Source organism: Mycolicibacterium rutilum (assembly GCF_900108565.1).
Taxonomy (GTDB): Bacteria; Actinomycetota; Actinomycetes; order Mycobacteriales; family Mycobacteriaceae; genus Mycobacterium; species Mycobacterium rutilum.
On sequence record NZ_LT629971.1, the window covers coordinates 4,204,809 to 4,218,718 of the forward strand.

Annotated in this window: 14 protein-coding genes and 1 pseudogene; 9 read left to right on the forward strand and 6 right to left on the reverse strand. The window is 71.3% G+C overall.

All coding sequences use genetic code 11. From position 1 onward, the window contains the following. From BLW81_RS20460 to BLW81_RS20470, 3 genes are all read right to left on the reverse strand, one after another. Positions 1-882, reverse strand: a complete 882-nt coding sequence (locus tag BLW81_RS20460; RefSeq protein ID WP_083410698.1) for a sterol desaturase family protein — start codon at positions 880-882, stop codon at positions 1-3. A gap of 70 nt (positions 883-952) precedes the next feature. Beyond that, complete coding sequence (locus BLW81_RS20465) at positions 953-2,509, reverse strand: carboxylesterase/lipase family protein (protein WP_083408757.1); 1,557 nt, start codon at positions 2,507-2,509, stop codon at positions 953-955. Next, the gene (locus tag BLW81_RS20470) at positions 2,506-3,153 is read right to left on the reverse strand and encodes a vWA domain-containing protein (protein ID WP_173839654.1); all 648 of its coding nucleotides are present in this window, start codon (positions 3,151-3,153) and stop codon (positions 2,506-2,508) included. Before BLW81_RS20470 ends, BLW81_RS20465 begins: the two co-directional genes overlap by 4 nt. Before the next feature lie 93 nt (positions 3,154-3,246). On the opposite strand from BLW81_RS20470, the gene BLW81_RS20475 reads away from it, so the two are divergent. Further along, positions 3,247-3,582, forward strand: coding sequence for a DMT family transporter (locus tag BLW81_RS20475; RefSeq protein WP_083408758.1), 336 nt, complete (start codon positions 3,247-3,249; stop codon positions 3,580-3,582). Further along, positions 3,582-3,905 (forward strand): DMT family transporter, encoded by a 324-nt coding sequence (locus BLW81_RS20480; RefSeq protein ID WP_083408759.1) that lies wholly within the window; start codon positions 3,582-3,584, stop codon positions 3,903-3,905. Before BLW81_RS20475 ends, BLW81_RS20480 begins: the two co-directional genes overlap by 1 nt. Here the strand turns inward: BLW81_RS20480 and BLW81_RS20485 are convergent. After that, positions 3,874-5,079 carry an MFS transporter gene (locus BLW81_RS20485; RefSeq protein WP_083408760.1) on the reverse strand — a complete coding sequence of 402 codons (1,206 nt, stop codon included), beginning with the start codon at positions 5,077-5,079 and terminating at the stop codon, positions 3,874-3,876. The genes BLW81_RS20480 and BLW81_RS20485 overlap by 32 nt on opposite strands. 102 nt (positions 5,080-5,181) lie before the next feature. Here BLW81_RS20485 and malQ point away from each other — a divergent pair, with 102 nt between their 5' ends. Then, complete coding sequence (gene malQ / locus BLW81_RS20490) at positions 5,182-7,323, forward strand: 4-alpha-glucanotransferase (protein ID WP_083410700.1); 2,142 nt, start codon at positions 5,182-5,184, stop codon at positions 7,321-7,323. A gap of 78 nt (positions 7,324-7,401) precedes the next feature. Further along, positions 7,402-7,815 (forward strand): hypothetical protein, encoded by a 414-nt coding sequence (locus BLW81_RS20495; RefSeq protein WP_083408761.1) that lies wholly within the window; start codon positions 7,402-7,404, stop codon positions 7,813-7,815. 1 nt (position 7,816) lies between these two features. Here BLW81_RS20495 and BLW81_RS20500 read toward each other — a convergent pair whose 3' ends face one another. Continuing rightward, the gene (locus BLW81_RS20500) at positions 7,817-8,251 is read right to left on the reverse strand and encodes an SRPBCC family protein (protein WP_083408762.1); all 435 of its coding nucleotides are present in this window, start codon (positions 8,249-8,251) and stop codon (positions 7,817-7,819) included. Positions 8,252-8,260: 9 nt separating this feature from the next. Next, on the reverse strand, positions 8,261-9,097 hold the full coding sequence (locus BLW81_RS20505; protein WP_083408763.1) for a lysophospholipid acyltransferase family protein: 837 nt from the start codon (positions 9,095-9,097) through the stop codon (positions 8,261-8,263). A gap of 93 nt (positions 9,098-9,190) precedes the next feature. On the opposite strand from BLW81_RS20505, the gene BLW81_RS20510 reads away from it, so the two are divergent. The 5 genes and pseudogenes from BLW81_RS20510 to BLW81_RS30005 form a co-directional block, all read left to right on the forward strand. Next, positions 9,191-10,093: a metal-dependent hydrolase gene (locus tag BLW81_RS20510; RefSeq protein ID WP_083408764.1), complete on the forward strand. Its 903-nt coding sequence runs from the start codon at positions 9,191-9,193 to the stop codon at positions 10,091-10,093. After that, a complete protein-coding gene (locus BLW81_RS20515) occupies positions 10,093-11,199 on the forward strand; it encodes a PDR/VanB family oxidoreductase (protein ID WP_083408765.1) in 1,107 nt (368 codons plus the stop codon). Before BLW81_RS20510 ends, BLW81_RS20515 begins: the two co-directional genes overlap by 1 nt. 21 nt (positions 11,200-11,220) lie before the next feature. Beyond that, positions 11,221-12,633, forward strand: coding sequence for a serine/threonine-protein kinase (locus BLW81_RS20520; RefSeq protein ID WP_083408766.1), 1,413 nt, complete (start codon positions 11,221-11,223; stop codon positions 12,631-12,633). Continuing rightward, the gene (locus BLW81_RS20525) at positions 12,630-13,505 is read left to right on the forward strand and encodes an LLM class F420-dependent oxidoreductase (protein ID WP_083408767.1); all 876 of its coding nucleotides are present in this window, start codon (positions 12,630-12,632) and stop codon (positions 13,503-13,505) included. The genes BLW81_RS20520 and BLW81_RS20525 overlap by 4 nt, the downstream gene beginning before the upstream one ends. Then, positions 13,502-13,894 (forward strand): annotated as a pseudogene (locus tag BLW81_RS30005) (nuclear transport factor 2 family protein); the annotation flags it as partial. The gene BLW81_RS20525 and the pseudogene BLW81_RS30005, both read left to right, overlap by 4 nt. Positions 13,895-13,910: the final 16 nt, after the last annotated feature.

The following is a 13,910-nucleotide window of genomic DNA, read 5'->3' on the forward strand; positions in this document are numbered from 1 at the left end:
CTAGGAGCCGACGGTGGTCGCTTCGCGTGCCGGCTCACGCAGCGCCGGTGCCCAGCCCGGCGGGCCGAAGACGTAACCCAGCCGGTCGCGCCACCGCCGCGCTGCCCGCACGTCGCGCGCGATGGCCACGTACTCGTGGGTCTGCAGCGTCCAGATGTTGTAGGTGTCGACCTGTTTGGTCAGCCCGTAGTGCGGGCGGGTGGTCTCGGCGGCGAACGTGCCGAACATCCGATCGAACAGGATGAAGATGCCGCCGTAGTTCTTGTCCAGATACTGCTGGTCCATCCCGTGGTGCACCCGGTGATGCGACGGCGTGTTGAACACGAATTCGAATGGCGCCCATAGCTTCCCGATGCGCTCGGTGTGGATCCAGAACTGGTAGATCAGGTTGATCGAGAAGCTGGCGAACACGATCCACGGCGGCACCCCGAACAGCGGCAGCAGCGCCCGCAGGAACACGTCACCGCTGATGTTCCACTTCTGGCGCAGCGCGGTCGCGAAGTTGAAGTACTGGCTGGAGTGGTGCGCCTGATGGGTGGCCCAGATGAGCCGGACACGGTGCGCGATCCGGTGGTACGCGTAATAGCAGAGGTCCACCCCGGCGATCGCGATCACCCACGTGTACCAGGCGGTGGACGGCAACTGCCACGGCGCCACATAGACGTAGAGCGCCGCATAACCCAACAGCGCGATGAAGTTCATCACCCCGCTGGTGCCGATCGAGACCACGCCCATCCAGATGCTGGCCCACGCGTCGGCCCGCTGATACGCCCCGGCGGGCGCCCGCTCGGCTTCCTCGTGCGCCAGTCGGCGCGCCGCTGCCCACTCGATGATCAGCAGCAGCAGAAAGAAGGGCACCGCGAACGTCACCGGGTCGTGCATCAGCGGCGGCAATACGTGCGCAAAAGCGGCACTCACGTCCACATCGACACCTCCGGGCAAAGCATACGACTCACCGGAAGCTGAGCACCTGATCGCCCCAGGCCGTCCGCAGGGGCCGGTCGATGTCGTCGACCACCCGGTCGGCGGCGTCGATCACCAGCGTCGCGCGGTCCGCGGCGCGGTACGGCCGCCACACCGGGTCGCCGGGCAGCCCGGCCGGGGTGTGGTCGGCGGCGAAGCTCAACCAGCGGGTGCGCATCCGCGCCGAGACCGTCCTTCCCGCCTTGAGCCCGCCCAGCTTGAACGTCGGGTCCTTCGGCCCGGCGACCAGATTGCCCCAGACATAGGGCAGTTCGGTGGCGTGGGCCGCGCCGAGCCGCAGCAGCCGCAGCATGGGGGTGGCGAAGTCGAACCGGTAGAGATACACCGGCGCCACGTCACGGTGCCCCTCGGCGAACCACACCGACGGCATGCGGAAGCCGATGTCGCTGGCCACCCCCAGGCCGAGGGTCTTGCCGCGCCCCCGGTACGTCGACCGGATCTGCTGCTCGTCGGGCAGTTGCAGGTCCGGCTGCTCGGCGGCGATCTCGGCGAACATCGCGCGGATCGCGGTCGGGGTGATCGGCATCAGCGGGGACTTCATCCACCGGAACAGCGCGGCCTCGTGCTTGTTGGTCCCGATGATCAGCGGCACCGGGTGCGTGCGCCCGGACCGGGCGAGTTCGACCGGGTGCCCGGGCACGATGTCGCCGTCGATGATCGGCGCGAACGCCAGCGTGCCGGGCGTGCGGACCGGGACATGGTCGAACACCCGCTTCGACGCCATCATCAGCGCCGGCGTCGGCACCTCGGTCAGGGTCGAGGCGTCGTCCGGACGCACCTGCAGCTCGTCGAGGAACAGTTCGGCGACCCGCCGCGCCCGTTCGCGGTCGTAGATCGAGGTGGCCGGCGAGCTCTGCGCGATCGCCGCGCCGAACAACCCGGCGGCGGCCGGGCTGGCCAGCAGCGCGGTGATGATCCCGCCCCCGGCGGACTCGCCGAACAGCGTCACCCGGTCCGGGTCTCCCCCGAACCCGGCGATGTTCTCCCGGACCCATTGCAATGCGCACAGCACATCGCGCAGCCCGAGGTTGGTGGCGAACTCGTCGCCGAACGCCGAGAGGTCCAGAAACCCGAGGGCGCCGAGCCGGTAGTTGACGGTGACGATGATCGCCTCTCCACCGGAGGCCAGCGCGCGACCGTGATACAGCGGCTGCGCCGACGAGCCCAGCACATAGGCGCCGCCGTGCACCCACACCAGCACCGGGCGGCCCGCGCCGGGTTCGGTGTCCGAGGACGCCCAGACATTGAGGGTCAGGCAGTCGTCGCCCTGCGGGGCACCGAGATCCAGTGGTATCCGCGGGTCCGTCGGCTGCGGGCAGACCGGGCCGACGCGCGTGGCATCGGCCGGTTCCGTCCAGCGCCGCGGCGGCTCGGGCGGCCGCCAGCGCAGCGCCCCGGCGGGCGGGGCGGCGTACCGGATACCCTTCCAGGACTTGACAATTCCGTCGTCGATGCCACGGACGGGGCCGTAGTTGGTGTCGACGACCAGGCCGTCGCCGGTGGTGCGCCGGGCGTCGGCCGTCACCGGCCGCCTCCCGCGGCCGCCCGACGGTCGTCGTCACTGAACCCGGCGACCTCCGCGGCGACCGGGGCGGCGTTGCGACGCGACACGAAGGCCGAGGTGGACGCCCACGCGGCCCCGACACCGTCGCCGTCGGCGGCGTAGGTGATCGACCGGTCGGCGGAGAAGCCGAGCTGCTGACCGATGGCGACCGCGTCCATGTTCGCGCCGAGAAAGACGAAATCCCAGGAGTATTCGCTTTCCTGACGCCCGATCGCCTTGCTCACCGCGTCGTGCGTCCACTCCTTGCTGGAGTTCTCGTGCCCGTCGGTCAGCACCACCACGGTGACCCGGCCGGGCCGCTGCTCTTCGGGCAGCGCGGCCAGCTCGGCACCGACGTCGGTGATCAGCTTGCCGACGGCGTCGTAGAGGGCCGTCGCCCCGCGCGGTTGCAGCTGCAGCGGCGGAACGTCGGCAACCGGCCGGTTCGCATAGACCACCTCGTACTCGGTGTCGAACTGCGCCAACGTCACCCGGACATCGAGGTCGCCGCCGCGCTGGTCGCCGATGAACGCGTCGAACCCGCCCTCGGTGTCGGACTTGATCGACTCCATCGACCCCGACCTGTCGAGCAGGACAGCGATGAGCGCGCGCTGGGAATCGGTCATGAAAACTCCTCGGGTCGATGAGAACAGCAAATCCAGGCTACGCGCGGGCACCGACAGTCCCGGCTCACCGCGGCAAGCCATTAGCGTGGTGGAGTGCACAAGTGGGCGCTGCTGGGCGCGGCTATCAGCGTGGAGGTCGCGGCGACACTGTCGTTGCGCGCATCGCAGGACCATCGGGCGTGGCTGATCGTCGTCGTCGGCGGCTACCTCGGCGCGTTCGTGTTGCTGACCATGGTGCTGCGTACCGGCATGGCGGTCGGCGTGGCCTACGGCATCTGGGGAGCGATGGGCACCGCCTGCACCGCCGTGCTCGCCGCGGTCCTGTTCGGTGATCCGTTCACCACACCCGTCGTCGTCGGCATCGCGTTGATCATCGGCGGGGTGCTGCTGATCGAACTCGGATCCCATCACGCGGTGCCGCGCCGGTGATGTACGGGACGCTGGCCGCCGCGATCGTCATCGAGGTGGTGGCGACGCTGGCGCTGCGGGCCTCCGACGGCTTCCGGCGCAAGGTGTGGATCGCACCGGTGGTCGCAGGTTACGTCGCCTCCTTCTACCTGCTGTGGCTGACGCTCGGGCTGGGCATGCCGGTCGGCATCGCCTACGGGGTGTGGACGGCGTGCGGGGTGGCGCTGGTCGCGGTGATCGCCCGCTTCCTGTTCGCCGAGCCGCTGACCTGGGTGATGGCGCTGGGCATCGCGCTGATCGTGGGCGGTGTGCTCACGATCGAACTCGCCGGTGTCGCGCACTGAGCGCACCGGCCAGCACCACGATCACCACCCCGACCGCCGGGACCGCCAGCAGCCCCGCCCGCAGGCCCGCCGCGTCGGCGATCACCCCGACCAGCAGGGGCGCGCCGAAGAAGCCGATCCGCATGAGCCAGGTCAGGATGGTCAGCCCGCTGCCGGGCCGCAGCCCGGGTAACTGGTCGGCGGCGTGCATCGCCGACGGGATCACCACCGCCACCCCGAGCCCGGCCAGCGCGAACCCGGCGATGGTGCCCGGCACCGACGGGAACGCCAGCGCCAGCCCCATGCCCAGCGCGGTCACCGCTCCGCCCGCCCGCACCACCGCGCGTTCGCCGAACCGGTCGACCAGCCGGTCGCCCACCAGCCGGCCCACGAAGATGGACCCGACGACGGCGATGTAACCCGAGACCGCGAGGGCCGCGGGGGCGTCCAGGCTGTCGCGCAGATACAGGATCGCCCAGGTGTTTCCGGCGTCCTCGACGGTGGCGCCGGCCACCGCCAGCACCACCAGGGCCAGCAGCGTCGCGTACACCGCCACACCGGCGCGGCCCCGCCCGGACTCCTGCGCGGCCGGATGCCCGTCGTCGTCGGCGCCGGGCAGCAGGTGGCGGTAGGCGACCAGCACCACCGCGCTGCACAGGGCGCCCGCGACGCCGAGGTGCACCGCGCGCGAGATGCCGAGCGCGATCGCGGCGCCGCCCATCAGACCGCCGAGGATGGCCCCGGCCGCCCACACCGCGTGCAGCGAGTTGATGATCGAGCGCCGGTAGATGCGCTGGACCCGCAGCCCGTGCGCGTTCTGCGCGACGTCGGTGACCGAATCGCAGGCGCCGGCCACGAACAGCGCGCCCGCCAGCATCGCCGGTGAGGTGGCCACCCCGGCGACGAGGACGAACACCCCGATGCCGATGGTGCCGACGACCGCGACCCGCGACGAGCGGTACCGCCGGATCAGCGCGGCCGCGGTCAGCCCCGCGGCCAGCGCGCCGACGGAGAACGCCGCCACGGCGGCGCCGTAGGCCGAGTTGGACAACCCCAGATCGGACTTGATCTCCGGATACCGCGGCAGGATGTTGGCGAACACCGCGCCGTTGGTGAGGAACAGCGCCGCCACCGCGACGCGTGCCCGCCGGGTCTGCGCCCGGTCCGGCTCGGTCTGAGTCCGGTCGGCGCCCATACGCACCGACCCTACCGATCCGCCGGGATTGGCTTTCCGTGCAACGGGTATCTGCGAGTGCGTGACGAGACGCGACTGCGCCCGCCGGGCAAGATTGGCGCCATGACGAATCCGGCGGCCGCACTGGTCGAGTTGGCGCACCGCTACGGTGTCGCAACGGAATACGAGGACTGGACGGGAACGGTGACGCCGGTCGCCGCGTCGACCCTGGTCGCGGTGCTCGCGGCGTTGGGGGTGCCCGCAGGCACCGACGCGGAGTGCCGCGCCGCGCTGGCGGCGCACGACCGCGAGTACTGGGCGCGGCCGCTGCCGCCGACGGTGATCGGCCGCGCGGGCACCGCCTCGCGGTTCTGGGTTCATGTCACGCACGGAGATCCGGCGCACCCGTGGCTGCGGCTCGAGGACGGCACCGTGCGCAGCGGCCTTCGTCAACTCGAAAACAACAGCGGCCCTTACGATCTCGACGGCCGGCTGGTCGGCGAGGCGACATTCGAGCTGCCCGTCGATCTGCCGATCGGGTACCACCGGCTGCATCTGCAGCTCGCCGACGCCGAGGTCAGCGCACCGGTCATCGTCTCGCCCGCCTCGCTGCAGCCGCCGGCCGGCAGGCAGTGGGGGCTGGCCACCCAGCTCTACAGCGTGCGGTCGCGGTGGTCGTGGGGCATCGGCGACCTGACCGACCTGACCGATCTCGCGGTGTGGTCGGCGGCCCGGCACGGCGCCGACTTCGTCCTGGTAAACCCGCTGCACGCGGCGGCGCCGACGGCGCCGATGGAACCGTCGCCGTATCTGCCAACCTCGCGGCGCTTCGTCAATCCCATCTATCTGCGGGTGGAGGCCATCCCGGAGTATGCCCACTTGCGCAGGCGTGGCCGGCTGCGCAAGGCGCGCGAGGACGTGCAGGCGCGCGCCGACAAGTCCGACCGGATCGACCGCGACGCGGCCTGGAAGGCCAAGCGCGCCGCGTTGAAGGAGGTGCACGCGGTGCCGCGGTCAGCGGGCCGCGAGCTCGCCTACGCCGCGTACCGGGAGCGCGAGGGCGCCGACCTCGACGACTTCGCGACCTGGTGCGCGGTCGCCGAACGCCACGGCGGCGACTGGCGGACGTGGCCCGAAGATCTGCGGCACCCCGCGGGGCCGGCGGTCGCCGCGTTCGCCGGCAAGCACGCCGACACCGTCGACTTCCACCGGTGGCTGCAGTGGCAGCTCGACGACCAGCTGACCGCGACACAGGCCACCGCCGAGCAGGCCGGGATGGGCCTGGGCGTCATGCACGATCTCGCGGTCGGTGTCGACCCGGGCGGCGCCGACGCGTGGGCGCTGCAGGACGTGCTCGCGCTCGGCGTGACCGCCGGCGCGCCGCCCGACGAGTTCAACCAGCTCGGACAGGACTGGTCCCAGCCGCCGTGGCGGCCCGACGAACTCGAACGCCGGGCCTACGAGCCGTTCCGGGCGCTGGTCCGCGCGGTGCTGCGGCACGCGGGCGGGGTCCGTATCGACCACATCATCGGTCTGTTTCGGCTGTGGTGGATCCCGGAGGCCGCGCCACCCACCGAGGGCACCTACGTCCGCTATGACCACGACGCGATGATCGGCATCGTCGCGCTGGAGGCGCACCGCGCCGGCGCTGTCGTCGTCGGCGAAGACCTCGGCACGGTCGAGCCGTGGGTGCGCGACTATCTGCACGAGCGCGGCCTGTTCGGGACGTCGATCCTGTGGTTCGAGGCCGACCGCGACGGGGGCGGCGGACCCCTGCCCGCCGAACGGTGGCGCGAGTACTGCCTGTCCGCGGTCACCACCCACGATCTGCCGCCGACGGCCGGCTACCTGGCAGGCGAACACGTCCGGCTACGCGACGAACTCGGATTGTTGACCCGGCCCGCGGCCGAGGAACTCGCCGCCGACCGCGAACAGCAGGCGGCCTGGCTCGAAGAGCTGCGCCGCGTCGGGCTGCTCGACGACGACCCGGATCCCGGTACCGCCGCGGTCGTCGAGGCGCTGCACCGCTATCTCGGCCGCACCCCGTCGCGGCTGCTGGCGATGTCGCTGGCCGACGCGGTCGGTGACCTACGCACCCAGAACCAGCCCGGCACCAGCGACGAGTACCCGAACTGGCGGGTGCCCCTGACCGGACCCGGCGGCAGGAAGGTGCTGCTCGAAGACCTGTTCGGCGACGCCGCGGCGGCCCGGCTCGGGGAGATCATGCGGGCCGCGGTGCAGCCCTCCCCCTCGAGCCCGCTGTAACGCCGGCGCACTCTCCTCCGGTTTCACATTCGTCACGTCTGCGATATGTTCGCACCGCACCGACCGAGGAGAGATCACGTGAAGAAGCTTGTAGTGCTCAGCGGCGGGCTGGTCGCGGTCGGTTCCGCGGCGCTGGTCGGCGCCGGGATTGCGATGTCGCAGCCCGCGGCGAACAACTACAACGTGGTCGGCGAGCCCTACCAGAAGGCGCTGCAGCTGCTGAAGTCCCAGGGCGTGAAGGCCTACTTCGGCGGTTCGTTCGGCAGCGTGCTCCCCCAGGCGCAGTGCCTGGTCGACCAGCAGAAGATCACCGGTGGCGGCCGGATGCTGCTGATGCTCGACTGCAGCCAGAAGGCGGCCGACATGCTCGCGGAGATGGGTTCGGGCGGCGGCCCGACCGTCGGTGGCAACGGCATCACGACCGTGACGCCGACGCCGGTGGTCCCGATTCAGGGCGCGCCGGGCGCGGGAGCCCCGCCCCCGCCGGCCTGAGTCAGCTCTCCACCATCTGGCGGAGGTTCTTCAGCGTCGCGCTCATCGTGCGACCGACCTGGCGCGCCGCGACCCGGTCGGCGATCAGCCCCAGCAGGTTGCCGGCCGACTCGTAGGCGAGCCGGAACGTCACCTTCGTGCGGCCGTCGTCGGTACTGCGCAACCGGAACCGGCCGCGCTGCGACACCCCGGTGATGCCGATCCACGACACCTCGCGCGGTACGTCGAACTCCACCACCTCGACCGTGCCGCCGATCGGCACCGAACCCACCTTCCAGTGCACGGTGTAGCGGGACCCCAGCCCCGCGTCTCCTTCGGTCAAGGTCTCCCAGCGCTCCAGGCTGGCCATGAACTGCGGATAGCTGCCGGGGTCGCTGACCACCTTCCACACCTGCTCGCGGTCCGCGTCGATCACGCACTGGCGCTGCACTCTCATGGCGTCACCTCAGCCGATCACCGGGAACCGCCGGCGCGCGGCCAGCGCGTCCACGCCGCTCTGCAGGCTGGCCAGCACCTTGTCGTTGATCACGTCGTCGTCGCTGGCGGCGATGTCCTCGGCGCTGATCGGGTCCTGTACCTCGATCGCGATCTTCGTCGGCAGCGGTAGCCGCGGGAGCATGTCGCTGACCGTCAGTCCCCACGGCGGGGCGAACAGGATCGGCACGCTCTTCAGGCGGGCGGCCTGGTCGACCCGCAGCAGCCGGGCCAGCCACTGCCCGCGGTCGAGGAACAGCGCCGCCTCCTGGCCGCCGACGCTCGCGACCGGCACGATCGGCACGCCCGCATCGCGGGCGAGTTTCACGTACCCCTTGCGGCCGCCGAAGTCCACCTTGTGGCGCTCCCACGACGGCCGGAACACCTCGTAGTCGCCGCCGGGATACACCAGCAACGCCGCGCCCTCGCTCAGCGCCAGCGTGGCGTTGTCGTGGTTGGCCGCCACCGTGCCGAACTTGCGTAGCGACCCCAGCCCGGGCATGGACACGACCAGGTTGTGCGCCAACTGGTAGAACGGCCGCTCGACCCCGAAGTACGAACAAAACGCCAACGTGAACACGAATGTGTCGGGCGGCAGGTTGCCGCCACTGTGGTTGCCCACCAACAACACCGGGCCGTCGGCCGGGATGCGGTCCAGACCGCGCACGTCGGCGCGGAAGTACAGCGACGCCAGCAGCCACAGCCCCGGCAGTTGCTCGCGGATGTAGTCGGCATCGCGCTGGTCGAGGTCGGCCTTCGGGACGCGGGCGGTCACCTGTTGTTTGGCCCAGTCGAAGATCCCCGGCATGGCAGTCCTATTGACGCCACGCAACTACCTGAAACCTGCGTTCCCGGGTAACCGATTAAACTGCAGGCCACAACCATCGGAGGTGAAGCCGCGATGACGCTTCGACCACGCCGGTTCAGCGAGGAGATCGACCCGGGCCCGGTGCAGATCCAGGCGCGCAAGGTGCATTTCGACCTGTCCGGCATCCCGCTGGAATGGATCCCCGGCCATCCCGTCGCCTCTACGATGATCAACCTGTTCAACGTGGTGCTGCCCGCGGCCGAACACTGGTTCGTCGCCGCGCTCGACGAGGCGCTGCCGCTGGTGCGAGACCCCAAGCTGGCCGACGACATCCGCGGGTTCAGCGGGCAGGAAGCCACCCACGCCGCCGCCCACGACGAGGTCATCCGCGACTTCCTGATCGGCAACGGCCTCGATGTGGCGCCGATGCTCGACCTGGTCGACTACATGTTCGGAAAGGTGTTGGCGGCCAAGCCTTTCGACGATCCCGACCGGCGACTGAGCAATCTGTGCGAGCGGCTGTGGCTGATCGCGGCGCTCGAGCACTACACCGCCGTGCTCGGCGACTTCGCGCTGAACTCCAGCTGGGACGACCACGGCGCACACCCGACGATGGTCGACCTGTTCCGCTGGCACGGCAGCGAGGAGGTCGAGCACCGCTGCGTGGCCCACGACGTCGCGGTCTACTTCCACGACAGCTACCCCGATCGCATCCGGGCCATGGCGGTGGCGGCGACGGCGATGTTCGTGTTCTTCCAGCGCGGTACCTGGTACCTGATGAAGTCCGACCCCGCGACCGACATCGGTTGGCTCGAGATGCAGCGGATGCGCCGACGCGACTCGGCTCTCGGGCTGCTGCCGCGGTTCCGCACCCTGTTCGGCACCAACACGCTGTCCTATTTCCGGCCCGGATACTCCCCGGAGGACATGGGCTCGACCGCCCAGGCCGTCGCCTACCTGGCCGCCTCCCCCGCCGCCCGCGCCGCGCATCTGTGATGAGCCTGCGCGAACGCTATCGGGCGCTGCCACCCAACCCGTTTCGCCGGCGCCGCCGCGACATGCTGATCGGCGTGGCCGGAGCGGTGATCTCGGGCATGGAGACCGTGTCCGGCCGCGCCCGGCGGGTGCGACTGCCCGACGCGCACGACTCGACGCTGATGCTGACAGTGGTCGAGCGCTCGGTGGTCGCCCACGACGAGAACGTGGTGGCGCTGCGGTTGGCCGCCGCCGACCACCGGCCGCTGCCGCGCTGGCATCCCGGTTCGCATCTCGACATCGAGTTGCCCAGCGGTCGGCTACGGCAGTACTCGCTGTGCGGAGACCCGCAGGACCGTGACTCGTACCGAATTGCGGTGCGGCGCATCCCCGATGGCGGCGGCGGCTCGGTCGAGGTGCACGACGTGCTGGACGTGGGTGCGACGGTGGCCACCCACGGGCCCCGCAACGCGTTTCCGCTCACCGTGCCGGGATACGGCTCACCGACCCGCCGGCTGCGGTTCATCGCGGGCGGGATCGGCATCACCCCGATCCTGCCGATGCTCGGGCTGGCGCAGCGGCTCGGCGTCGACTGGTCGATGGTCTACACCGGCCGCAGCCGCGACAGCCTGCCGTTCCTCGACGAACTGGGCGCCCTCGGTGGCCACGTCGAGATCCGCACCGACGACGTCGCCGGCCTGCCGTCCGCCGACGACCTGCTCGGCGACTGCCCCGACGGCACCGCCGTCTACGCGTGCGGACCCGCGGCGCTGCTGACCGCGGTGCGGGCCCGGCTGGTCGGGCGTGCGGGCGTGGAACTGCACTTCGAACGGTTCGCCGCCCCGCCGGTGGTCGACGGGACCGCGTTCACCGCCACGGTCGCGTCCACCGGCGCCACCGTCGAGGTCGGCGCCGACGAGACGCTGCTGGCCGCGCTGACCAGGTCCGGGGTGCCCGCGCGGTACTCGTGCCGACAGGGGTTCTGCGGAACGTGCCGCGCCCGGGTGCTGGCCGGGGAAGTCGACCACCGCGACGCACTGCTGACCGATCCGGAGCGAGCCGCGGGACAGATGCTGATCTGCGTGTCGCGCGGCGCCGAGGGCACCGATCTCACGCTCGACCTGTAACCCGTCTCGTAGTATTCGCCCATGCCGTTGGCCGATGGTGCGACGTTCGCCGGTTACACCATCGTCCGGTTGCTCGGCTCGGGCGGGATGGGCGAGGTCTACCTGGCTCAGCATCCCCGGCTGCCCCGCCGCGACGCGCTCAAGGTGCTCCCCGCCTCGGTGTCGGCCGACGCCGAGTACCGCCAGCGGTTCCACCGCGAGGCCGACATCGCGGCCACCCTGTGGCACCCGCACATCGTCGGCGTGCACGACCGCGGCGAGGCCGACGGCCAGATCTGGATCTCGATGGACTACGTCGAGGGCACCGACGCGGCGCGGCTGCTGCAGGACCATCCCGACGGGCTGCCCCCGCGTGAGGTCGCCGCGATCGTCGCCGCCGTCGCCGACGCCCTCGATTACGCCCATCAGCGCGGCCTGCTGCACCGCGACGTCAAGCCCGCCAACATCCTGCTCGCCGGCCCTGACTCGGCGGATCGACGAATCTTGTTGGCGGACTTCGGTATCGCACGCTGGGCCGACCAGATCAGCGGGCTGACCGAGACCAACATGACGGTGGGCACCGTGTCCTACGCCGCGCCCGAGCAACTCATGGGTCAGGCCCTCGACGGCCGCGCCGACCAATATGCGTTGGCGGCCACCGCGTTTCACCTGCTGACCGGTTCGCCGCCGTTTCGTGACTCCAACCCCGCGGTGGTCATCAGCCGGCACCTGTCGGCCGCGCCGCCGGCCCTCGGTGCGCACCGGCCCGACCTCGCGAACCTGGACCCGGTGCTGGCCAAGGCGCTCGCCAAGATCCCGAAGGGCCGGTTCGAGCGGTGCGCGGATTTCGCCCGGGCGCTGAGCCACCACCTCGACGGTTCGGCCGGCGACGACCGCACGACACTGGCGCCGGTCGTGTCGAAACGCTCGCTGATGCGCACGAGCGTGCTCGTGCCGGCGGTGCTCGCGGTCCTGTTGATCGTCGCGGTGGCGGTGGCGCTGTTCGAGTTCCGCCGCGCCGACGAGGAACGCCCGGCCGCCACGGCCCCGACCACCGCGACCACCACGGCGGCCGCCACGACCACCACGACAACGCCCCCGCCGACGACTACCCCACCAACGACCACCCCACCAACAACTACGGCCGCCCCCACGACGACCGCGGCACCCGCCGCCGCCGTCATCGGCGCCGACTGCTCGCCGGTCGGCAGCACCGCGACGACCGCCGACGGCGCCACCGCGTACTGCTCGACGCTGCAGACCACCGGAGCGTCGATCTGGTCGCTGACCGACGGCGACATCCCCAGCCCGACCCTGACCCCCGAACCGACCGAGGAGCCGTTGCCGTTCGCCGAGGAGTCCCCGGTGCGGGTGTGTATGCAGCAGACCGGCGAGACCCGCCGCGAATGCCGGCGCACCATCCGGGAAAGCAACGGACTGCCGCCGCTGCCGTGAAGTTCGCCGTCGTCGCACCCGTCGCCTCCGGGGTCACCGCCGACCCCGGCTACATGGCCGCGTTCGCCGCGCATCTGGAGGCATGCGGGTTCGAGTCGATCGTCGTGGTCGAACACACCGTGCTGATGTCGCAGTACACCAGCGTGTACCCGTACGACCCGTCCGGGCGGGTCGAGCTGCCCGCCGACTGCCCGGTGCCCGATCCACTTGACCTGCTGGCGTTTCTGACCGCGCACACCCGCACGCTGGGACTGGCCACCGGTGTGCTGGTGCTGCCCAATCATCATCCGGTGGCGCTGGCCAAGCGGGTCGCCACCGTCGACGCGCTCTCGGGCGGCCGGCTGCGGCTGTGCGTGGGGATGGGCTGGCTCAAAGAGGAGATCGAGGCGTGCGGAGCGGACTTCGCCAGCCGCGGGCGCCGCGCCGACGAACAGCTCGCGGTGCTGCGGCTGCTTTGGGAGGACCAACCCGACGGCGCCGAATTCCACGGCGAGTTCTTCGATTTCGCGCACGCGATGTGCTACCCCAAGCCGGCCGGGCGGATTCCCGTGCACATCGGCGGGCACAGCCGCGCGGCGGCGATCCGGGCGGGCCGGTTCGGCGACGGCTTCCAGCCGCTCGGCGTCGGCGGCGCCGACCTCACCGCGCTGGTCACCCTGATGCGCGACGAGGCCGAGCGCGCCGGACGCGACCCCGACGCGCTGGAGCTGTCGCTGGGCCATCTGGTGCCCAAGATCGACGCCGAGCGGGCCGGGAAACTCGCCGCGCTCGGGGCGGACCGGCTGATCCTGGCGATGCCACCGGTCGCCGCCATCGGCGAGGCCCGCGACATGCTGTCGGCGTGCGCGGACCGGCTGGGGCTGAGGCGATGACGCTGCGCATCGCCGACCGGTTGGCCGTCGCCGACCTCGTGCACCTGTACGCGTCGGCAGTCGACGACCGCCGCTTCGACGACGTCGCCGAACTGTTCACCGAGACCGCCGAACTGCGGTTGCCCGACCCGCCGCGAACCCTGGAACCGGTGCGCCGCCACCACGGCCGCGACGGCGTGCGGACGGCCATGGCGGCGCTGGCCGCCGTGACCCGCACCGAGCACGCGATCGTCGGTGAGGTGTACGCCGCGGCCGACGAACCCGACTACGCGCTGGGCCGCATCACCTGCATCGCCCACCACTGGACGGTCAGCGACGGCAATCCCACCGACCTGGTGTGGCACGTGCGCTATGACGACGAGTATCTGCGCACCCGCGCCGGATGGCGGATCCACGGCCGCGCGC